This is a genomic window from Mesorhizobium sp. WSM4850 (genome assembly GCF_055811735.1).
Genome location: NZ_JBVVPV010000002.1, coordinates 42,537 through 63,526, shown reverse-complemented (window position 1 = coordinate 63,526; position 20,990 = coordinate 42,537). Strand labels below are relative to the sequence as shown.

General features: G+C 64.1%; 21 protein-coding genes, 1 tRNA gene and 1 pseudogene. 17 read left to right on the top strand and 6 right to left on the bottom strand.

The window, feature by feature from the left end; all coding sequences use genetic code 11:
- Nucleotides 1-3: 3 nt before the first annotated feature.
- The 3 genes from AC0L2Z_RS03265 to AC0L2Z_RS03255 all read right to left on the bottom strand — a co-directional run bounded on the left by AC0L2Z_RS03265 (nt 4) and on the right by AC0L2Z_RS03255 (nt 1,515).
- Nucleotides 4-909, bottom strand: a complete 906-nt coding sequence (locus tag AC0L2Z_RS03265) for an FHA domain-containing protein (protein WP_473626697.1) — start codon at nt 907-909, stop codon at nt 4-6.
- 212 nt (nt 910-1,121) lie between these two features.
- Complete coding sequence (locus tag AC0L2Z_RS03260) at nt 1,122-1,310, bottom strand: hypothetical protein (RefSeq protein WP_023803680.1); 189 nt, start codon at nt 1,308-1,310, stop codon at nt 1,122-1,124.
- 7 nt (nt 1,311-1,317) lie between these two features.
- Nucleotides 1,318-1,515 carry a hypothetical protein gene (locus AC0L2Z_RS03255; RefSeq protein WP_023803681.1) on the bottom strand — a complete coding sequence of 66 codons (198 nt, stop codon included), beginning with the start codon at nt 1,513-1,515 and terminating at the stop codon, nt 1,318-1,320.
- A gap of 166 nt (nt 1,516-1,681) precedes the next feature.
- On the opposite strand from AC0L2Z_RS03255, the gene rsmI reads away from it, so the two are divergent.
- The 4 genes and pseudogenes from rsmI (at nt 1,682) to AC0L2Z_RS03235 (ending at nt 5,287) form a co-directional block, all read left to right on the top strand.
- Complete coding sequence (gene rsmI, locus AC0L2Z_RS03250; protein ID WP_473626695.1) at nt 1,682-2,611, top strand: 16S rRNA (cytidine(1402)-2'-O)-methyltransferase; 930 nt, start codon at nt 1,682-1,684, stop codon at nt 2,609-2,611.
- Nucleotides 2,604-2,981: a YraN family protein gene (locus tag AC0L2Z_RS03245; protein ID WP_473626694.1), complete on the top strand. Its 378-nt coding sequence runs from the start codon at nt 2,604-2,606 to the stop codon at nt 2,979-2,981. Before rsmI ends, AC0L2Z_RS03245 begins: the two co-directional genes overlap by 8 nt.
- A gap of 389 nt (nt 2,982-3,370) precedes the next feature.
- A pseudogene (locus AC0L2Z_RS03240) lies at nt 3,371-3,496 on the top strand (winged helix-turn-helix domain-containing protein); the annotation flags it as partial.
- A 486-nt stretch (nt 3,497-3,982) separates the two neighbouring features.
- The gene (locus AC0L2Z_RS03235; RefSeq protein ID WP_473627049.1) at nt 3,983-5,287 is read left to right on the top strand and encodes a tetratricopeptide repeat protein; all 1,305 of its coding nucleotides are present in this window, start codon (nt 3,983-3,985) and stop codon (nt 5,285-5,287) included.
- A 16-nt stretch (nt 5,288-5,303) separates the two neighbouring features.
- On the opposite strand, the gene AC0L2Z_RS03230 is transcribed toward AC0L2Z_RS03235, so the two are convergent.
- Both AC0L2Z_RS03230 and AC0L2Z_RS03225 read right to left on the bottom strand, forming a co-directional pair.
- Nucleotides 5,304-5,630: a hypothetical protein gene (locus tag AC0L2Z_RS03230; RefSeq protein ID WP_287171831.1), complete on the bottom strand. Its 327-nt coding sequence runs from the start codon at nt 5,628-5,630 to the stop codon at nt 5,304-5,306.
- A 279-nt stretch (nt 5,631-5,909) separates the two neighbouring features.
- On the bottom strand, nt 5,910-6,716 hold the full coding sequence (locus AC0L2Z_RS03225) for an undecaprenyl-diphosphate phosphatase (RefSeq protein ID WP_023803684.1): 807 nt from the start codon (nt 6,714-6,716) through the stop codon (nt 5,910-5,912).
- A 181-nt stretch (nt 6,717-6,897) separates the two neighbouring features.
- On the opposite strand from AC0L2Z_RS03225, the gene AC0L2Z_RS03220 reads away from it, so the two are divergent.
- From AC0L2Z_RS03220 to AC0L2Z_RS03160, 13 genes are all read left to right on the top strand, one after another.
- Complete coding sequence (locus AC0L2Z_RS03220; RefSeq protein ID WP_128169289.1) at nt 6,898-7,590, top strand: glutathione S-transferase family protein; 693 nt, start codon at nt 6,898-6,900, stop codon at nt 7,588-7,590.
- Nucleotides 7,571-8,731, top strand: a complete 1,161-nt coding sequence (queG, locus tag AC0L2Z_RS03215; RefSeq protein ID WP_473626693.1) for a tRNA epoxyqueuosine(34) reductase QueG — start codon at nt 7,571-7,573, stop codon at nt 8,729-8,731. The genes AC0L2Z_RS03220 and queG overlap by 20 nt, the downstream gene beginning before the upstream one ends.
- Nucleotides 8,728-9,630: an SDR family oxidoreductase gene (locus tag AC0L2Z_RS03210; RefSeq protein WP_473626691.1), complete on the top strand. Its 903-nt coding sequence runs from the start codon at nt 8,728-8,730 to the stop codon at nt 9,628-9,630. Before queG ends, AC0L2Z_RS03210 begins: the two co-directional genes overlap by 4 nt.
- A 59-nt stretch (nt 9,631-9,689) precedes the next feature.
- Nucleotides 9,690-10,880 (top strand): penicillin-insensitive murein endopeptidase, encoded by a 1,191-nt coding sequence (mepA, locus tag AC0L2Z_RS03205; RefSeq protein WP_473626689.1) that lies wholly within the window; start codon nt 9,690-9,692, stop codon nt 10,878-10,880.
- A gap of 324 nt (nt 10,881-11,204) precedes the next feature.
- On the top strand, nt 11,205-12,221 hold the full coding sequence (locus tag AC0L2Z_RS03200) for a glucokinase (RefSeq protein WP_473626688.1): 1,017 nt from the start codon (nt 11,205-11,207) through the stop codon (nt 12,219-12,221).
- Nucleotides 12,222-12,335: 114 nt separating this feature from the next.
- Nucleotides 12,336-14,189, top strand: a complete 1,854-nt coding sequence (locus tag AC0L2Z_RS03195; RefSeq protein WP_473626686.1) for an ABC transporter ATP-binding protein — start codon at nt 12,336-12,338, stop codon at nt 14,187-14,189.
- The gene (gene dapB / locus AC0L2Z_RS03190) at nt 14,186-15,016 is read left to right on the top strand and encodes a 4-hydroxy-tetrahydrodipicolinate reductase (RefSeq protein WP_473626685.1); all 831 of its coding nucleotides are present in this window, start codon (nt 14,186-14,188) and stop codon (nt 15,014-15,016) included. The genes AC0L2Z_RS03195 and dapB overlap by 4 nt, the downstream gene beginning before the upstream one ends.
- 33 nt (nt 15,017-15,049) lie before the next feature.
- A complete protein-coding gene (locus tag AC0L2Z_RS03185) occupies nt 15,050-15,670 on the top strand; it encodes a 2,3-bisphosphoglycerate-dependent phosphoglycerate mutase (protein ID WP_473626684.1) in 621 nt (206 codons plus the stop codon).
- Nucleotides 15,671-15,743: 73 nt separating this feature from the next.
- Nucleotides 15,744-15,828: transfer RNA gene (locus tag AC0L2Z_RS03180), tRNA-Leu, on the top strand.
- A gap of 367 nt (nt 15,829-16,195) precedes the next feature.
- Entirely contained in the window at nt 16,196-17,164 is a 969-nt protein-coding gene (locus AC0L2Z_RS03175) for an ABC transporter substrate-binding protein (RefSeq protein ID WP_473626683.1), read from the top strand.
- Nucleotides 17,161-17,853, top strand: coding sequence for a L,D-transpeptidase (locus AC0L2Z_RS03170; protein WP_473626682.1), 693 nt, complete (start codon nt 17,161-17,163; stop codon nt 17,851-17,853). Before AC0L2Z_RS03175 ends, AC0L2Z_RS03170 begins: the two co-directional genes overlap by 4 nt.
- A gap of 184 nt (nt 17,854-18,037) precedes the next feature.
- A complete protein-coding gene (locus AC0L2Z_RS03165; RefSeq protein ID WP_036263676.1) occupies nt 18,038-18,256 on the top strand; it encodes a hypothetical protein in 219 nt (72 codons plus the stop codon).
- Nucleotides 18,257-18,497: 241 nt separating this feature from the next.
- Nucleotides 18,498-18,737 (top strand): hypothetical protein, encoded by a 240-nt coding sequence (locus tag AC0L2Z_RS03160; protein WP_023803696.1) that lies wholly within the window; start codon nt 18,498-18,500, stop codon nt 18,735-18,737.
- A 186-nt stretch (nt 18,738-18,923) separates the two neighbouring features.
- On the opposite strand, the gene AC0L2Z_RS03155 is transcribed toward AC0L2Z_RS03160, so the two are convergent.
- Nucleotides 18,924-20,981 carry a BTAD domain-containing putative transcriptional regulator gene (locus AC0L2Z_RS03155; protein WP_473626680.1) on the bottom strand — a complete coding sequence of 686 codons (2,058 nt, stop codon included), beginning with the start codon at nt 20,979-20,981 and terminating at the stop codon, nt 18,924-18,926.
- Between the last annotated feature and the right edge of the window lie 9 nt (nt 20,982-20,990).

Here is a 20,990-nt window from a genome sequence, read left to right as displayed (position 1 = left end):
CGCCTATTCTAGGCTGAATACCTCGATCATCTCGGCGCGCCCTTTGACCTCGTGATAGCCGCAGGACTTGAAATATTCTCTACCTTCAGGCCAGTGCTCGACGAACTGGGCGCTGACCAACAGCGGCTTGTCCAGTTTTCGCGTCAATCCCTCAATACGAAAGGCCAAATTCACGGCATCGCCCAGCGCGGTGTTGATGCCTTTGCCCATAGCGCCGATAGCAACTTCACCCACATGAAGGCCAATGCGGCAGTCGAGCACGATGTCTTGTTGTTCCCTGACCAGTACTCGGGTTGGCGACGTAGCCGCGTCTTCCGCAGCGCGGAGCGCCTGGGCAGCCTGAACCGCAGAGACACAGACATCCGCTGCCGTCCCGTGCCAATAAGCAAATACACAATCACCGATGAATTTGTCGATCGAGGCACCGTAGTGCTTCAAGATCATATTGCAGTCCATATACCACTCGGCCAGGAGGGCCGCCACCTGTTCCGGGGACAGCCTGGCGCTAATTCCGGTAAACTCCTTCAAATCAGCAACGAACAGCGTGGCCGGCCGGCTCTTGGGGGCTGCCGGGTTGCCCCATTGAGTTTTTGTGTTCGCCACTTGCGAATCTGGATCGGGGGCAGTCGTGCCCTGGTCGAAAAGAAAAATCGATCTGCCGAACTGGACGCGATCGCCGGTGTGCAGCACACGCGCGGTTGTGAGCGCCACGTCATTCACATAACTGCCATTGGCACTGCCGACATCAACAACCCAGTAGTTCGCGCCGTCGCGCCGGATCGTTGCATGCTGGCGCGAAACTTCCCCGTCTTCCAAGCGTATGGTGGCATGTTCGCCACGACCAACCAGGTTGAAATCTCCCAGCCTGTAGGCCTCTCTGCTGCCCAGTGCGGTTAAAGTTGCCGACATGATCCTCTCCCGTACGCTCAAGCGCGCGCACGCAGGCTCAATATTAGCACGTTACGAACAGAGGCTGGCGACATTCCAGAGGACGATGAGTTCGTGGACCCAGCGTCTGCTGGAAGCGCGCGTGTCGAACAATCCGGGTTGAATGATGTGGCCGAGCGTTTCCCCCACGCTTTAGAGAGAAGTGTCTCGGCCAATCGCGAAGGTCGCGGTAGTCAGGCGTCGTGCTTGGGGAGGCGCTTGGCGTGGTCTTTCTCGGCGTCCGCCTCGCCGTCGCGAGCCGGCTTGGCCTCGCCCTTGTCGCGGCGGGCGCGGTATCGATCGCTTGTCGGATGTGGGGGCGCTCCATTGCGGGAGCTTTTGGTTTCAAGGCGGGTGATGAAAATGTCGAAGCGATTGGGCATCGTCTGGTCAGTGCTCCATCGTGCTGCCGGTGCCGGTCGAGGGCTCGATCTCGAGCTTGGTTGCCTTTGACGGACGACGCTTTCGTGGCTTTTTAGCCGAGCCGGCGCCGGCTTTGGCAGGCAGCCCCTTGTCCTTTCGCACGGCAAAGCGCTTGCGGCCTGCATAGTAGGGTTCGAAAACGTCTTGTATCTTGAGGCTGTCCATCCTGCTCCTCCCGAGATCAGGCATAAATCCGCCGGGCACGGTTTCGTTCCGCAGTGTGGCAAAGGCATGACAGCCGCGTCACTTCGGCATGGGTTTTGCAACCCGGCGTGAGCCGTGCCAAACAGAGCCGAATGCATTCAAGGTCAGAGCCTGACGGGGGACACCGGTGACCGGCGAGTCGGCAAAACGCAGCTACGTGATCGGCCAGACCGAGATACCGGCCCGGCCACTCGAGCCGGCGCTCTACCTGGTGGCGACGCCGATCGGCAATCTCGCCGACATCACATTACGCGCGCTTGAAACGCTCGCCGCAGCCGACATCGTCGCCTGTGAGGACACGCGTGTCAGTCGCGTGCTGCTCGACCGCTACGGCATCCGCCGCCGCACCACTGCGTATCATGAGCACAATGCCGGCGAGGCCGGCCCAAAGCTGATCGCAGCCTTGCTGGCAGGGCAGAGCGTGGCGCTGATCTCGGACGCCGGCACACCGCTGATCTCCGATCCGGGCTACCGACTGGTAGGCGAAGCGCTCGACCAGGGCATTCGCGTCGTGCCGATCCCCGGCCCGTCGGCGCCGCTCGCGGCGCTGACGGCCTCCGGCCTGCCCTCCGACGCCTTCCTGTTCTCCGGCTTCCTGCCGGTGAAGACCGGCCAGCGGCTGACGCGGCTGGAAGCGCTTAAAACCGTGCCGGCGACGCTGATCTTCTTCGAATCGCCGCGCCGCCTGGCCGAGACGCTCTGTGCCATGGTCGAGGCGCTGGGTGGCGCCCGCAAGGCCGCGATCGGTCGCGAGTTGACCAAGACCTTCGAGGAGATACGGACCGGCAGCTTGCAGTCGCTCGCCGATCATTACGCGGCGGCCGACACGCCGAAGGGCGAGATCGTCATCTGCGTCGGCCCGTCGGACGCAACGGCCGACGAACCGGCCGACATCGACCGGCTTCTGCTTTCGCTTGCCGCCGAGATGCCGGCCTCCAAGGCGGCGGCGGAAGCCGCCAAGATGACCGGCGGCCAGAAACAGGCGCTTTACCGGCGGCTGCTCGAACTCAAGGACACTGGGAAAGAGGGCGACACCGGGAAAGCCCGCAATGGCTGATCGCCCGGTCGGCAGCCGCCAGCGGGCCTATCGGCGCGGCCACCGCAGCGAGTGGCTGGCGGCTGCGGCGTTGATGGTGAAGGGCTATCGGATCCTGGCCCGCCGCCACCGCACGCGGTTCGGCGAGATCGACCTGATCGCGCGGCGCGGCGACCTGGTGCTGATCGTCGAGGTGAAGGCGCGCCGCACGCTGGTGGAAGCGATGGAAGCTGTTCGCTGCGAATCGGAGCGCCGCATCGAAAGCGCCGCCGATCTCTGGCTGTCGCGCCAGTCCGACTATGGCAGATTGTCGGTGCGCTTCGACATGGTCGCGGTGCTGCCGTGGCGCTGGCCGGTGCATGTCGAGAACGTTTTTTACGGGCGGAGCTAGGCTCTGGAAGTCGCCGGTGGCATCCGGATCGCAGCGCACTGACCATTCCACGTAGAACGCTCCATCGCGGCATAATCCAAGTCGATGCGCCAGCCGGCTCGGTCGTGAATTTCCGGACGTTTGCGATCGCAGCGCGAAGGTTTCGTCCCGGGAAGCAGCGCCGACTTTCAAACGCTGGTTGACTTTCGGCGACAGGCGCCGATTCTCAAGTCAAAGGCGGCCTGCCGAGCAACATGCCGCCCGAACGATCAGCACGATGATCGAGAGCAGCCTTGAACCTGGTCAATCCACCGAGCCTTGTTCTAAACGGTGTCGAGTTCGATTTCGACGCCGGTCTCCTGCACGGCGAGCATGGTGAAGATGTCCCGCTGAGGCCTCAATCGCTCGCGGTGCTGAAGCATCTGGTCGCCAACGCCAACCGTGTCGTGACCAAGGAGGAGCTCCTGGACGCTGTCTGGCCCGGCATCGCGGTGACGGAAAACAGTCTTTCCCAGTGCATCAGCGAAATCAGGAAAGCCATCGGCGACGAGAAGCAGAGCCTGCTCAAGACAGTCGCGCGACGGGGATATCGCTTTGTCCCCGAAAGCCAAGCGCCCGGCATACCTCACGATCGCTACCCGCAGGTTCACGGCACTGCCTCCCCTGACCAGCACGAGACCAAAAGCCGGCGAAGCCTGATATTTGTAAGCGCTGTACTGGCAATCATTGCCGCAGTCGCGGCGTTCATCTGGAGGCCTACATTTGACGCGGGAGTGCCGACCTCGCTCTCGATCGCGGTTCTGCCGTTCGCAAATCTCAGCGAAGCCGAGGAGCAGGCCTATCTTGCCAACGGTTTCGCGGACGATCTGACGACAGAGCTGGCGCGCGTTCCCGGCCTGTTCGTCGTCTCGCACAATGCCGCGCGTGCATATCGCAACAGCGGTCTGCCGCCGGCGAAGATCGCGAAAGAGCTCGGCGTCCGCTACCTGCTGGAGGGCTCGGTTCGACGTCTCGGCGATGAAGTGCGCATCAATGCGCACTTGGTCGATGCCTCGACGGTTGGCCAGATCTGGGCCGAGCGGTTCGAAGGTCCATTCAGCGATGTGTTCAAGCTCCAGGACCAGGTGACCGGTCAGATTGTCGCCGCGCTGCAGCTAAAGCTCGTCCCGGGAAAAGCAAACCTGGCCGTGTCCGGCGATACTGACGATCCGCAAGCTTACCAGGCTTTTCGGCGCGCTATCGAGGCGCGACGAACCGATACACCATCAGGCACCGTGGACGCATCTCGCTACCTGCGCCAGGCCCTGGCGCTGGATGCCGATTTCGGCGCGGCGGCCGCGGAATTGGCATGGCTCCACTGGGATGCCGACGACGCGAGGAGACAGGCCCTAGGGCTTGGTTGGACCGAGATCGACGATGAGCTCTACGGCAATCTGGCCATCGCTGCCGGAAATCCGTCGCCCGGTTACTATCAGCTGATTTCCGAGCTTCTGGTCCGGGAGCATAGGTCCGACGAGGCGGTGGCTGCCCTGCAAAAGGCGATAGCGCTCGACCCGAGCGATTCCTGGACCTACGAAGGGCTGAGCCAGGCCCTCATCTTCAACGGCAGGCCGGCTGAGGGGCGAACCTTTCTCGAGGCGGCCCTACGCGTCGATCCCGGGTGGACGGAGTGGCGACACTATCAGGCTGGCTTGGCGGCGTTCGGCCAGGGCCGCTACGAGGAGGCGGTCGCCCAGCTTGAGCAGGTCGATGTTCGGTCGCCCAATCCCTGGACGAAGTTCTACGGCCTGCATGTTCTTGTCGCAGCGCTTGCGCATCTCGATCGCCTGGCGGAAGCGGCCTCAGCCCTGGAGCAGCTCCGAAGCGTGCTGTCGGAAAGGCAGGAGGGTCAGCCGAACCTGCTGATCGCGCAGCAGTTCTTCGTCTACAAGCGACAGGAAGATATCGTTCGCCTGCTCGATGGCTTGAGGAAGGCAGGAGTTTCTGAGCTTCCTGCCGGAATGGAACCCGACTCCGCTGAACGGATGAATGGCGTCGACATCGGCAATCTCATGATCGGACACGAGCTGACGGGACGCCAGGTTCTGCCCGATGTCTTGGCTTACCATGCTGTGATTGCGGCAGACGGCAGCGTGACCCGAACAGTTGGTGAGGAGGTCGTGACCGGTCGAATGTGGGTGCAGGGCGACAGCTTGTGCACCGCCTATCCGCGTAAACTGACGGGCTGTGGCGCCGTGTTCCGCAACCTGAGCGTCACACCCGGAGCCCCGAACGAATACATCCTGCTGCCTCGCTTCAAGCGTTATGAATTCTCGGTGACGAAGTAGCAGCACTTCGCTGCGTTTACAGCGGCCATGAGAGATTGAGGTTCATTTCGCTCTTGCCTTCGGTGACGTACGGACCACAGCGCTTCAATGCATCCGCGAAATCCCTGGCCAAGCCCTTGAACGTCTCGGTCTGCGGCGCTACGTCGACGATCTGGATGGCACTGACGTGCCCCTCGCGGGTGAAGCTGACGTGGACATCTGCACTGAAGCTGATCCCGCGCATCGCCGTCTGCGTAGGCCAACAGCTTGCTGCCCGTTCGAGAATGTGGCGGCTCAGACCATCACCAGCGGACGCGGTGGTCGCGGCGCCGATCACGAGAACTCCCAAGATGCGGTTGATCACCCTTTATCTCCTCAGTTCGACGCCCGAACCGTGTGGGAACGTCGTGGGAGAGAGGACGCGAGGGCTCGTTCGAAGTCATGATATCGGCGTGAAAAAGTTCTGAAGAGTGGTGAACACAGTCGATTCGGCCATCAGATGCATTCAAGCGGGCGAGAACGACCCCGCGACGACGGCTTGGGTTGGAGGGGCGGGTCTACGCTGGTCGTCCCCCACCATCAGCCGACATTGTTAGGCCAAACGAACAACTAGAGCCCTTGGCGACAAAATAAGCGTGCCGCCTCACCCCCGGACGAACAGCGCCGCCAGGCCGACGGTGCCGATAACCAGCCGCCACCAGCCGAACAGCGAATAGCCGTGGCGCGAGACGTAGTTGAGCAGGAAGCGCACGACGATAAGCGCCGCGACGAAGGCGGCGATGAAACCGGCGGCGATGATGGGCAGATCGGCGCTGGTCAGCACATTGCGGTTCTTGAACAGGTCGAAGGCGAAGGCGCCGACCATCGTCGGCATGGCGAGAAAGAAGGAGAATTCCGCAGCCGCGCGTTTGTCGACGCCCAGAAGCAGCGCGCCGACGATCGTCGAACCGGAACGCGACGTGCCGGGGATCAGCGAAAGGCACTGGAACAGTCCGATCTGCAGATAGAGCCGGAGCGGAAACCGCTCGACGTCGTGATAGAGCGGCTTCGGCTTGAACCGATCCACCCACAGCAGGACCAGGCCGCCGATGATCAGCATGACGCAGATCAGCCTCGGCGATTCAAACAGCACCGTCTTGATGAAGCCATGCGCCAGCGCGCCGATGACGGCCGCCGGCAGAAAGGCAACGAGGATGCCGAGAACGAAATGCCGCGTCACCCGATCACGCGGCAGGTCGACCAGCATCTGCCACAGGCGATGGAAATAGACGCTGAGGATCGCCAGTATGGCGCCGAGTTGGATCAGGATCTCGAAGGCCTTGCCGGTCGAATGGAAGCCGAGAAAATGACCGGCAAGCAGGATATGGCCGGTCGACGAGACCGGAATGAACTCGGTCATGCCCTCGATCATGCCGAGCAGCAGCGCTTCGACAATGGTCTGGCTTTCCATGGAAACCTCGGCGTTCGAGTGAGAGCTTTGAAGAACGGCTTGCTTGTCATGGCGCGGAACTCCTCCTATAGGTCGCAGCACCCTGACGGCCCTTTGAATCGGGGCGGCCCCCTGAATCGGGGCGGCCAAGACTTACCGGCGCAGCCGGCGATTTGCCAGTGCGCTCTATTATCGCGGGACCATGCTGACGCTTTTCCACCACCCGATGTTCGCCACCTGCCGCTTCGTTCGCCTCGCTTTCGGCGAGTATGGCGAGGAACTGGCGCTGATCGAGGAAAAGCCGTGGATGCGGCGCAAGGAGTTCCTGGCGCTGAACCCGGCCGGCACGCTGCCGATCCTGCTTGCCGAGGGCGACGTGCCGATCGTCGGCGCCATGGTCATCGGCGAATATCTCGACGAGACGCGCGGCGTGCTCAAGCGCGACAAGCGGCTGTTCGCCGAGGACCCGATGGAGCGCGCCGAAATCCGCCGGCTGACCGACTGGTATCTCAGCAAGGCCGATAGCGAGGTGACGCGGCACCTGGTGCGCGAGCGCGTGCTGAAGCCGATCATGCCGGAAACGGCGGGCGGCGGCTCGCCCGATTCGGCGGCGATCCGCGCCGCGCGCGCCAACATCCGCCAGCACATGAAATACACCAACTGGCTGGCCGGCACCCGCCATTGGCTGGCCGGCAGCAAGGTCACCTATGCCGACCTCGCAGCTGCGGCTGCGCTGTCCGTGCTCGACTATCTCGGCGAGATCGACTGGCGCGAACACGCTGCCGCGCGCGAATGGTATGCACGGGTGAAATCACGGCCATCGTTCCGGCCGCTTTTGTCCGACCGGGTGCGCGGCCTGTCACCGGTGTCACATTATGCGGACCTCGATTTCTAGATCGCAAAACTTGCGCGCGCTGATCGACAGCGAGGCGCGGCGCGCCGGTTTCGATGCCGTTGCCGTCACCACGCCCGATGCCATCCCGCAGGCGCCGGCCCGGCTTGCCGCATTCGTCGCCGACGGCTTCCACGGCTCGATGGGTTGGATCGCCGAGACGCTCGAACGCCGCGGCGAGCCGCTGGCGCTTTGGCCCGAAGTTCGCTCGATCATCGTGCTGGCCATGAACTACGGGCCGGACCACGACCCGCGCGCGGTGCTGGGCAAGCGCCAGCGGGGCGCGATCTCCGTCTATGCGCAGAACCGCGATTATCACGATGTGATGAAGGGCCGGCTGAAAGAGATCGCCGGCAAGATCGTGGGGCACTCTGGGAGCGACGTAAAAGTGTTCGTCGACACCGCCCCGGTGATGGAAAAGCCGCTGGCAGAAGCCGCCGGCCTCGGCTGGCAAGGCAAGCACACCAATCTGGTCAGCCGCGAGCACGGCTCCTGGCTGTTCCTTGGCACCATCTTCACCACCGCCGAGCTTGCATCCGATACGCCCGAAGACGACCATTGCGGCTCTTGCCGCGCCTGTCTCGACGCCTGCCCGACCGACGCCTTTCCGGCTCCCTACCGGCTCGATGCGCGCCGCTGCATCTCCTACCTCACCATCGAGAACAAGGGGCCGATCCCGCACGAGTTCCGCGAAAAAATCGGCAACCGCATCTATGGCTGCGACGATTGCCTGGCCGCCTGCCCATGGAACAAGTTTGCCCGGGCAGCGTCCGAGGCAAAGCTCGTCGCCCGCGCGGACTTGCGCGAGCCGCCGCTCGCCGATCTGTTGGCGCTCGACGACGCTTCCTTCCGGTCGTTCTTTAGCGGTTCGCCGGTCAAGCGCATCGGTCGCGACCGCTTTGTCCGCAACGTGCTGATCGCCGCCGGCAATTCCGGCGAACCCTCGCTCGGAAACGCCGTGCGTGCGCTGCTCGGTGACGCCTCGCCGCTGGTCCGCGGCGCAGCGGTATGGGCGCTGTCACGGCTTGTGCCGGCTTCGGATTTCGCCAAATCGGCCACCGCTGCGGTGAAAGCAGAAGGCGACGAGGCCGTGCGACGCGAATGGCGCCTGGCGCTGGCAAACCAGATCGAGGCGCATGCATGAGCGAGAAGCAGATCCTCATTTTCGGCGCCGGCTATTCGGGCAAGGCATTTGCCCGCGCCAGCAAGGATGCCGGCACGATCCTTGGCACGACACGCGCAGCGGAGAAATTCGAAGCGCTGCGGCAAGCCGGAATCCAGCCGCTGCTTTTCGATGGCGCGCTGACGCTTGAAATCAGCGACGCGCTCGAGAAAACAACCCACCTCGTCGTCTCGGTGGCGCCGGAAGAGGCCGGCGACCCGGTGCTGAATGCGGCGCGCCAGGCAATCGCGAAGATGCCGGCGCTCGAATGGATCGCCTATCTCTCCACCGTCGGCGTCTACGGCGACCATGGCGGCGGCTGGGTCGACGAGACCGCCGAATGCAGGCCGCTGTCGAAGCGCTCGATGCTGCGTGTCGCCGCCGAGCAGGACTGGCTGAAGCTGGGTCGAGACATCGCCCGGCCGGTGGCGATCCTGCGGCTTTCCGGCATTTACGGGCCGGGCCGCAATGCCTTGGTCAATCTGGAAAACGGCACCGCGCGGCGGCTGATCAAGCCCGGCCAGGTGTTCAACCGCATCCATTGCGACGACATTGCCGGGGCGCTCTGGCATCTGCTCGAGGACATCAGCGGCGGCATCTTCAACGTCACCGACGACCTGCCTGCGCCGCCGCAGGACGTCGTCACCTATGCCGCAGGGCTGATGGGCGTCACACCGCCGCCGGAAATTCCGTTCGAGACCGCCCAACTTTCGCCCATGGCGCGGTCCTTCTATGGCGAGAACAAGCGTGTCGCCAACACGGCGATCAAGGCGGCCGGCTATCGCTTCCGCTTTCCCGACTACCGGTCGGCCTTCGACCATATGTGGGTTTTGGGCAACTGGCGCGATGGCGACGCGCGCAGCCCGATGAAGCGGTCGTGATCGAAATCGCGCGCCGGGCGTGATATGATTCGACCAATTTGCAGAGGGGTTCTGCTTTCATGACGATGTTGAAGCGACCATTGCCCGGCAAATCGCTGCTGCTGAAGCTCGTCGCAACGCGCTTTAGATTTCTGTTTACGCATGTCGTTGTCCCAAAACCGCTGCGCACTTTTGGGCGACATGCATTAGCAGCACTCGCCGTCCTCGCCTTGGCGGGGCTTGCAGCGCGACCTGCGGCGGCCGAGGAACTGGCGAAAAACCTGTTCGGCGCCAAAAAACTGCCGGCCGTGGCTTTGCCGCAGTCGATCGGTTTTTATTCCAAGGGCTGCTTTGCCGGCGGCGTCGCCATACCCCTGAACGGCCCGAAATGGGAGGTGATGCGGCCTTCGCGCAACCGCCGCTGGGGCCATCCGACGATGATCGCGCTGATCGAGAGACTGTCGCGCGACGCCGCGGCCGATGGCTGGCCCGGCCTTTTGGTGGGCGACATTTCGCAGCCGCGCGGCGGTCCGATGCTGACCGGCCATGCCTCGCACCAGATCGGCCTCGACGCCGACATCTGGCTGACGCCAATGCCCGACCGCAAGCTTTCGCTCGAGCAGCGCGAAAACATGAGCGCCACCTTGCTTGTCGACGAAAAGACCCATTTGGTTAAAGATGCGCTCTGGGCGCCGGCGCATACGCGGCTGCTGAAGCGCGCGGCAAGCTATGCGGAAGTCGAGCGCATCCTGGTCAATCCCGGCATCAAGAAGAAGCTATGCGACACGGTGAAAGGCGACCGTGGATGGCTGCGCAAGGTAAGGCCGTTCTGGGGCCACGACTATCACTTCCACATCCGCATCGGCTGCCAGCCCGGCTCGCCCAAATGCAAGGCGCAGGAAAACACCGCGCCAGGCGACGGCTGCGACCAGTCGCTGGCATGGTGGTTCACCGAGGAGCCGTGGCGCCCGAACAAGAACCCGGACAGGCCGAAAGCGCGCGACCTGATGACGATGGCCAGCCTGCCCGCAGCATGCCAGGCCGTGCTCGACGGGCCAAATCCGGCTTCGGCGGAGGCGGTCACCTATTATGGCGACTATCATGGCGACGGGGTGCCGGTCGCGGCTGCACCCGTTCTCACCAAGGCTCCGTCGCCGGCGCGGGCATCGGCAAGCGGCGCGGCAGCCCTCCCGGCCACGGCCACGGCCAACGCCTACGCCGAAACGCCCGAGATCGGCATTCCGCTGCCGCGACCCCGGCCGGGGTATTGAGGCCAACAGCCAACTGTTGGGGTCGGCGCCGCCCCTCATTGCCCTGCCGGGCATTTCTCGGGCTGGCCGCTGCCTTCGCGCCCTGCCTGCGACGCTGGTGATTGGCGAAACCGGTGACAAGAGCGTCCCTCTCCCCGTCACTATTCGGGGAGAGGATGCCGGCAGGCAGGTGAGGGGCAGCGCCAACGCTGAATGAGGTTAGTACGAAATTCGGACCGGAAGTGATTGCTCCGGAACTGACCCTGAAGCGACTTTCCCTTTCCCGGGTCATGCGGTAGTCAACGAAAGAACGGAACGCCACTGGGAACCGGGACGGACGAGAGCATGCCAGACGACGACACCGTGCTGCAGTTTCCGGTCCTGATCGGCGACATTGGCGGCACCAATGCGCGCTTTTCGATCGTGCTCGACGCGGATTCGGAATCAACCGAACCGCAGATCGTCCAGACCGCCAATTTCAACACGATCGACGCGGCGATCCAGGCGGCGGTGCTCGACCGCTCGTCGATGCGGCCCAACTCCGCCGTGCTGGCGGTGGCCGGCCCGGTCGACAGCGACGAGATCCCGCTCACCAACTGCCCGTGGATCGTCAAGCCGAAAAAGATGTTTGCCAGCCTCGGCCTCGGCGACGTCGTGGTGCTCAATGATTTCGAGGCGCAGGCGCTGGCCGTCGTGGCGCTCGGCGAAGAGCATATGGAAATGATCGGCGGCGATGCGCCGGAGCCGAATGCCGGGCGCGTGGTGCTCGGCCCCGGGACCGGGCTTGGCGTCGCCGGCCTGGTGCACGCGCTGAACCACTGGATCCCGGTGCCCGGCGAGGGCGGGCACATGGATATCGGGCCGCGCTCGCCGCGCGATTTCCAGGTGTTTGCGCATATCGAGAAGCTCGAGGGCAGAATCTCCGGCGAACAGATCCTGTCCGGGCGCGGCCTGGTCAATGCCTACCGGGCGGTGGCCAAGGCGGACGGCAAGCCGGCGCCGTTGACCACGCCGGCCGAGGTCACCGCCGCGGCGCTGGCGAAGTCAGATCCGGTGGCCGAGGAAGCGCTGTCGCTGTTCGTCACCTGCCTGGGGCGCACCGCCGGCGACCTTGCGCTGGTGTTCATGAGCCGCGGCGGCGTTTTCCTGACCGGCGGCATCGCGCAGAAAATCCTGCCGGCGCTGAAAACCGGCAATTTCCGCGCCGCCTTCGAGGACAAGGCGCCGCACAGCGAGTTGATGCGCACCATGCCGGTCTATGTGATCACCCATCCGCTGGCAGCGCTTTCCGGCCTTGCCGCCTTTGCCAGAAACCCATCGCTGTTCGGCGTCCAGACGGCGGGGCGACGCTGGCGGGCGTGACCCCACAGAGTTTTTGCCGGCCTCGGCCATAGGCAAGCCGGCACCGGGGCGCTAAGAGGATTGCCGAATTAACCCGGCCGCGGAGCCGGACCGACATCACGGAACGATCCCGACTTGAACCAGTCGCTAAACCACCAAGCCAAAGCCCGGCCCGGCGAGGTCGTGGCGGTGATCCGCCGCATTCTCACTGAGAACGGCCGCGACTATCGCTGGTATTATGCTCTGGCCGTTCTGTGCCTGGTGATGGTTGCGGCCACGACCGCCTTCACCGCCTGGATCATGAAGGATGTCGTCGACCAGATATTCTACCAGCAGCGCGGCGATCTCATCGCGCTGATCTGCTTGTTGATCCTGGGCGCCTTCATGCTGCGCGGGCTGGCCACCTACGGCCAGGCGGTGACGCTGGCCAGGATCGGCAACAATCTGGTGGCGCGCTACCAGCGCCGCATCTTCGCCCATCTGATGAAGCTCGGCATCGGTTTCTTCAACGACACGCGCTCGGGACGGCTGGCCGCCCAGATCAACGAGAACGTCAACGGCATCCGCGACCTGCTGTCGATGACGCTGACATCCTTGGCACGCGACGCCGTATCGCTGATCGCGCTGATCGGCGTCATGATCTGGCAGGATCCGATGCTGTCGCTGATGTCGCTGCTGGTCGGGCCGCCGCTGATCTACACCGTCGTCTACCTGACCCGCAGGATAAGGCGCGCCACGCGCGAAGCCGTGCAGATAAACGCGCGGCTGATCGGCGCCATGCAGGAAGCAACGCAAGGCATCGCCATCGTCAAGGCGTTTACCCTGGAGGACGAGCTGTCGCGGCGCATCAGCGATCTTGTCGCCGGCGCCGAGCAGCGGGCAAACCGCATCGCTCGCGTCTCGGAACGGTTATCGCCGATCTCCGACATGCTGGCCGGTTTCGCCGTCGCCGGCGTCATCGCCTATTCCGGCTACCGGGCAGCCGTCAGCGGCCAGCCGCCCGGTGCGGTGTTTTCCTTCATCACCGCACTGCTGCTTGCTTACGACCCGGCCCGGCGGCTGGCGCGCATGCAAGTCGGCATGGAACGGGCGCTGGTCAATGCACGCATGATCTACGAGTTGCTCGACCTCGAGCCGCAGCAGGGCGACGCGCCCGGAGCGGCCGAAGCGAAGATCACCCGCGGCGAGGTGCGCTTCAACAATGTGTCGTTCGGCTATGTCGCCGACGCCCCGGTGCTGCAGGATCTCAGCTTCGTTGCCGCCGCCGGCAAGATGACGGCCATCGTCGGCGCCTCGGGCGCCGGCAAGTCGACGCTGGTGGCGCTGCTGCAGCGTTTCCACGATGTCGACGAAGGCAGCATCGAGGTCGACGGCCAGGACATTTCGAAAGTCACCAAGCAGTCGCTGCGCCGCTCCATCGCCTATGTCTCGCAGCAGCCCTATCTGTTCGAAGGCACCATTCGCGACAACATTCGCTACGGGCGGCTGAGCGCCAGCGACGCCGAGATCGAGCTGGCCGCGCAACAGGCCGAGGCCGATGGCTTCATCCGCCAGCAGCCCCAGGGCTATGACACCCCTGTCGGCGAAGGCGGCCTGACGCTGTCGGGCGGCCAGCGCCAGCGCCTGTCGATCGCCCGCGCCATCGTGCGGCAGACGCCGATCCTTTTGCTCGACGAGGCGACCTCGGCGCTCGACAACGAAGCGGAAGCGCGCGTCCAGCAGGCGCTGACCCAGATCATGGCGGGGCGCACGACCATCGTCATTGCGCACCGGCTGTCGACCGTGGTCAATGCCGATCATATCATCGTGCTGGAACAGGGCCGGCTGGTCGAGCAGGGCACGCATGCCTCGCTGATGGCCGACCCGCACAGCGTCTATGCCCGGTTCCACCGGGTGCAGGGCAACAAGGGGCTGGGGCTTGTCGACGACGGCAAGCCAATCCAAACTCCGGGGCAACGCGCGAAGAAGGCGGTCGGGAGAACTTTATGAGCGGTACAAACGACGTCAATGAAATGGGCCTGGTGGTGGTCGGCGCGGCCGGAAGGATGGGCCAGGCGCTGATCCGCGCCACCCATACCATTCCGGGCGCCCGCGTCGCCGGCGCGATCGAGCGGGCCGGCTCGCCGCATCTCGGCAAGGATGCCGGCGAACTGGCCGGCATCGGCACTATCGGGGTTGTGATCGGCGACGATCCGCTGCCGGCTTTCGCCAGGGCCGACGGCGTCCTCGATTTCACCAGCCCGGCGGCGACCGTCGAATTCGCCGGCTACGCGGCGCAGGCGCGCATCGCCCATGTCATCGGCACCACCGGCTGCTCGGCGGACGACAATGCAAGGATCACTGCTGCGGCGCGCCACGCGACGATCGTCAAATCAGGCAATATGAGCCTCGGCGTCAATCTGCTGGCGGTGCTGGTGGAGCAGGCGGCGCGCGCGCTCGATGCCGACGATTTCGATATCGAGATCCTGGAAATGCACCACCGGCACAAGGTCGACGCGCCGTCGGGCACGGCGCTTCTGCTCGGTGAAGCCGCCGCCGCCGGGCGCGGCATCGATCTTGACGGGAACAGCGTGCGGTCGCGCGACGGCCATACCGGCGTGCGCAAGACCGGCTCGATCGGCTTCGCCACGCTGCGCGGCGGCTCGGTGGTCGGCGACCACAGCGTCGTGCTGGCCGGCACCGGCGAGCGCATCACGCTTGCCCATCACGCCGAGGACCGGGCGATCTTCGCCCGCGGCGCGGTCAAGGCCGCACTGTGGGCGCGCGGCAGGAAGCCGGGACTGTATTCGATGCGCGACGTGCTCGGACTCGCCTGAGACGATCTCATCCACCAAACCTAAGGAGCAAAAATGTCGGGAACTCTCGTGCTCGTGCGCCATGGCCAGAGCGAATGGAACCTGAAGAACCTTTTCACCGGCTGGCGCGACGTCGACCTGACCGAGCTGGGCCACGCCGAGGCCAGGAAGGCGGGCGCCAAGCTGAAGGCGCGCGGCATGAAATTCGACATCGCCTTCACCTCGTCGCTGATCCGGGCGCAGAAGACCTGCCAGCACATTCTCGACGCGGTCGGCCAGAGCGATCTCGAGACCATCCGCGACCAGGCGCTGAACGAGCGCGACTATGGCGATCTCTCCGGCCTCAACAAGGACGACGCGCGCCAGAAATGGGGCGAGGAGCAGGTGCATGTCTGGCGCCGCTCCTACGACGTGCCGCCGCCCGGCGGCGAAAGCCTGAAGGACACCGGCGCGCGCGTCTGGCCCTATTATCTGCACGACCTGCAGCCGCATGTGCTGCGCGGCGGCACGGTGCTGGTGGCGGCGCACGGCAATTCGCTGCGCGCGCTGATCATGGCGCTGGACGGCAAGTCGGGCGAGGAGATCGTCAGACTAGAGCTCGGCACCGGCGTGCCGGTCATCTACAGGCTCAACGCCGATTCGACGGTGGCATCCAAGGAAGTGCTGGAGGGGTAAGCCGGCAGTGGTTCGCGCCTTTCAAAAAAGCGCGTTGACACTCATGCCTCGCCCGCTTAATGAGCGCGCACCAGCCCAGATGGCGGAATTGGTAGACGCGCACGGTTCAGGTCCGTGTGCCGCAAGGCGTGGAGGTTCGAGTCCTCTTCTGGGCACCAATCCCTTTGTAAGCTCTTGATTTCCTGGAAACCATAGGTTTCCGGGTCATCGGCTGCTACACAAAGCTGTCGCCTTGCGAATGACCTCACCCAACAAGGAGTCCTGATACGCCCCCTGGTTCTTAAGGCGCATGCCTGCGGACATCTCTGAGGTTGTCGCGCGGCGGCCGTGTCTGAGCATCTTCCCATACGGAATGTCATCGAGTAGCGTGCAGGGGCGGCATGTGACGGCGCTCTCCTTGGCGAATGCACTGCTGCACCTTCAGCAGTTGCCGTCAGACCATTGGGCTGCTGTCACAACCCGGTGCTTGCCGAGACAATTTGTTCCCGTCCCGGTTCATTTCAGCACCGAAGCGAGGGGAAAGAAATGCACAACCGATTGCGGCAGTGCCTGCGGAGAATGTCGCTTGCGGCATTGATGCTGGCGGTAAACATCCCGGTCCACGCGGCTGATCTCGTCATTGCGATGCCGAACTGGCCGTCGGGCCAGGCGACGGCAAACATTCTCAAGGTAAGCCTGAAGCAACATTTCGGGCTCGATGCCGATGTGCGCGAGATGGGGACGCTTATTGCCTTTGCCGGCCTCGATTCGGGCGAGGTGGATATTCATCCCGAAATCTGGCTGCCCAACCTGGACAATCTGGTGAAGAAGTATGTCGACGGCGCCGGCACGGTAGCCATCAGTCCCATCGGTGTGCCGGCATGGCAAGGCATATGCGCTACCCGCGAAACGACCGACAAATTTGGCATTCGCGACATTTCGGATCTCACCGACCCGCGCAAAACCGCCGCGTTGGACACTGATCGGGACGGACGCGGAGAACTCTGGATTGGCGCCGAGGGTTGGTCCTCGACGGCGATCGAGCGTGTCCGCGCCAACAGCTATGGCTACGCCGAGACAATGACATTGCTGGAGACGCCGGAGGATGTCGGAATGGCGGCTGTCGATGCCGCGGTTGCCACGGCTCATCCGATGGTGTTTGCCTGCTATGCGCCGCATCACGTGTTTGAACTGCACGAAATTGTCCGGCTTGCCGAGCCGCCTTTTGACCCGGCAAAGTGGAAGATCGTGCTGCCTTCCGAGGACCCGCTCTGGGTCTCGAAGTCCAGGGCGCCGGTGTCATGGGATTCGGCACATTTCCACATCGCTTACGCCACCTCGCTGCGCAAGAAATATCCTGAGGTGGTCGCGTTCCTGGAACGGGTCGCCCTCAAGCCCGAGGACGCCACCAAGATGAGTTATGCGCTCCAGGTGGAGCGCCAGGATCCTTACGAGTACGCCAAACAATGGGTCGCCGCGCAAGGCGCTCGGGTGCAAGGGTGGGCAAATCCATGACCGGAAAGCTGACGATCGCGGGACGCACCGCTCTCCAGCGGCGCTGCCTGACGGCAACTGTCGCGGTAGCGCTCGGTCTTGTCGCGGTGGCGGCGCTGGCTGCTGGAACCCAGGTTTTCGATCCAAAAACCCGCAAATGGGTGGACTACGACCGCGCCAAGGCGCGCAAATACTATGCCGCGCATAATCAGGTGCCAGAGGCGTTTCGCCCGCAGATGGTCAAGTTCCGCACCGCGGAAGCGCCCGGTACGATCATCATCGACGGCAACCAGCATTTTCTCTACCTTGTGCAGCCGGGTCAGCGCGCCATGCGCTACGGTATTGGCGTCGGCCGGGAAGGCTTTGGATGGGCCGGAATCGTGCGCGTCGGCCGCATGGCGGAATGGCCGACCTGGACGCCGCCGGCCGAAATGGTCGCTCGCGATCCGAATGCTGTCAAACATGCGGGAGGCATGCCGGGAGGGCCCGACAACCCGCTCGGCGCCAGGGCGCTCTATCTGTATGAGCGCGACCAGGACACGATCTACCGGATACACGGCACGCCGGAGCCGTGGACGATCGGGCTCGACGTGTCATCAGGCTGCATCCGGATGCGGAACGACGACATCACCGACCTGGCATCACGCGTCAAGGTTGGGGCCAAGGTCATCGTTCTCATGCAGGGGGCGGCACTTTACAAGGGTGTTTGAAGCCAGGGTGTTTGAAGCCGGGGTGTGTGAAGCCGGGGTGTGTGAAGCGGCATTCGGAGAGGGACAAGCAATGTCGGCAAAACCTGCAGTGAGAACTTCGATCCGGGCAACAGCAATTGGGTTCCTGGCAGGGGCCTTGAGCGCTTGCATCAGCACGCCGCCGCCGCCGCCGCCTCAGGACCAGATGTCCAGGACCCAGGTCGAGACGGCCCCGGCCGACCTTCAGCTGCTTTGCGCCGACGCAGCCGCCAAGGCGAGCGGTGCCGACAGCAGCAAAATACTTCCGGTTTCGTCGAGCAAGATCGATTCCACAACCTATCGGGTCGAACTCGATGCCAGCGGCAAGAAGACAAGCTGCCTTGTCGATACCGAAGGCAATGTCAAATCCGTTCAGCCCACCTGATCCGCTCTGGTCGAAGGATTTTGCGGCGATCTGACGATTGCCGCGAACGTGGCGTCGGCTTCGGACGTGACGATTGGTGGCGACCAGCCGCGGCGAGGTTCAGACACTAGGAGAAAAAGCCCGGCCGACGGCAGCGTGTCTCAACCCAGCGGCATCATCGCGATTGGCAGCTTCGGGCATTCGCTGTACCATTCCTGCGCCGGTCGGCGAAATTGCGCGTTCCGGCAAGGGAGAAACGTCCATGTTACGATCAATTTCGCTCGCGGTTTTCCTGGCGGTCGTTCCTGCGGCAGCCTTTGCAAATTCATGCCCGACCATCATGGCCGCGATCGACGCGGCGTTGCCGACCGCGACGCTGGCCGAGGCCGACATGAACAAAGTCAAGGAACTGCGCGCCCAAGGCGAGAAATTGCACGCCGCCGGCGATCATGCAGGGTCGGAGGCTGCGCTCAACCAAGCCAAGTCGATGCTCGGCATATAGATGCTCCCCCTTCTCCCCCTGTGGGAGAAGGTGGCCGAGCGAAGCTCGGTCGGATGAGGTGTTCCAGCTTGGCACCAACAGAGCTCCGGCCAACACCCCTCAACCGTCTTGGCGCTGCGCGCCAATCCACCTTCTCCCACAAGGGGAGAAGGAAAGCTCTCCACCGGCAGGGCCGCGTGGGTTGGTTCACCCCAGCCCAATCCGCCTGGCGCCCTGCCGGAACATCGCCTCAGCGTCCGGCTCGAAGCGGAAGGTGCCGATGAAATCGTCGGCGCAGTAGTTCGGCAGCGTCTTGCGGATAGCGGCCGCGAAAGTGCGGGCCTCGTCAAGCCGCCCCGCCAGCGCCAGGCAGTGCGCCGCGATCGCCAGGATGATGGCATGGGCGTTGGGACGGGCGGCGGCCTTCAGCGCCCATTCGGCGGCCTCGTCAAACTGCCCGAGGCGGACATGCGCCATCGCCCTGGCGCCGAGCATGCCAAACAGCAGCGGATCGAACGGACTGAGATGGCGCGAGTGATCGGATGAACCGATCGCCGCGTTCGGATCACCCGACTGCGAGTGGACAAACGAAAGCGCGTAATGACCGAGCGCGAAGTTCGGGCTGAGGTCCACCGCCCGTTCCAACTCGATGAGGGAGCCGTCCTGCTCGCCGCGCAACCACAGCGCCCGGCCCATGGCCCAGTGCGCGGCCGGATTGTGATCGTCGATCAGAAGACTTTGGCCGGCGGTCTCGAAGGCGAGCGCGCTTTCCTGGTCGCGGTCTCCCCAGCGCTGAAAGGCGTTCTGCCAATGGGTGAAGGACAGGCCGGCATAGGCGCGGGCGAAGGTCGGATCGAGCTTCAATGCCATTTCGAAGAAATGCCGGGCCTGCTCGTTTTCCGTGCGGGTGAAGCGATACATGTGCCAGAGGCCGCGATGGTAGGCTTCCCAGGCGTTCAGCGAGCTGGGGGCTTTCAGCATGGCGCGGTTGCGTTCGACCATCTCGATCTCGGCGGAGATCGACGAGACGATGCTGTTGCCGATATCGTCGAGGACGGCAAAGATGTCGTCGGGCCTGCGTTCGAAGGTTTCGGCCCAGACGATCCTGGCCGTGCGCACCTCGACAAGTTCGACGCTGACCGCGACACGGCCAGCCTGGCTGCGCACCGTCCCGGTGGCGACGTAGTCGACGTTGAGCCGCCGGCCGGCATCTTCCGGCGCGATGTTCTTTTCGGCCAGCGCAAAGACCGAGCCGCGGGCGATGACGAAAAAATCCCTGAGCTTGGCCAGACGGGTGATGATGTCGTGGGTGAGGCCGTCGGCCAATCCACCGCAAGAGGGGCCACCGCAAGGGCCGCCGACAGCTGCCTCCTCGACAAACGGCATTACCGCGAGCGACGCCTTGCACGGTGCAGCAACACCGGAATCGGGAAGCACAATTGACGTTTTGGCGGCTGCGGGCGACAGCGCCGGCTGCGGCCGGAGCGTTGCGGCAGGTCGTTCGCTGCGGATCGTCCGCCATGCCTCACGAACGGGTCCGAAATCGAGATCCTCCGAGGCAAATAGCTGCGCCGCCGAAGCAAGATGGTCCTCGCAGGCGGCGATCTGGCCATGCCGCGCCAGGCTTGCCAGAAGAGCCACGTGCGCGCGCGCGTCGAACGGATTGAGTTCCAGCCATTTCTCCAGATGCGCGGACATTTCGTCGGCATCCGCCGGGAGCTTGCTGACGAGCTGTTCCAGAATGGCGGCGTGCCACGAGCTGAAGCGGCGGCGTTGCGCGATCAGCCAGCTGTTGAAATGCGGGCTGCGGTCGATCTCCAGCCCGTCGAGGAAGTCGCCGACGAATAGTCTGGACAGGGCCTGCAGCCGCTCAAGATCGAGCGTCTCGATGCCCGTGGCGGCGGCCGAGGCGATATCGAAAGCGTCGACGGAAACGCCCTTCAGATCGAGCGCGACCGTGTCGCCTGATGTTTCGATCCTGTGACGATCCGGTTCGTCAAGAATGCCCCTGAGCTTGCTGAGGCACCAGCGAAGCTCGCCGCGCGGATCGTTCGGCACATCCCACAAAAGCTCGCACAGACGGCTGCGGCCGACGGCATGCGGCGCGAGCGCCAGATAGGCGAAGAGCGCGCGCAGCTTGCGCGATGCCGGCAGTTGCACGGTGGCGCCGTCACGGATGACCGTCAGCGGCCCGAGCAGCCGCACGGACAGCCCGGCCGCTGCGCCGTCCAGGCTCGATCGAGCGGATTCCACGTGCGTTTCCACGCTTGCTCC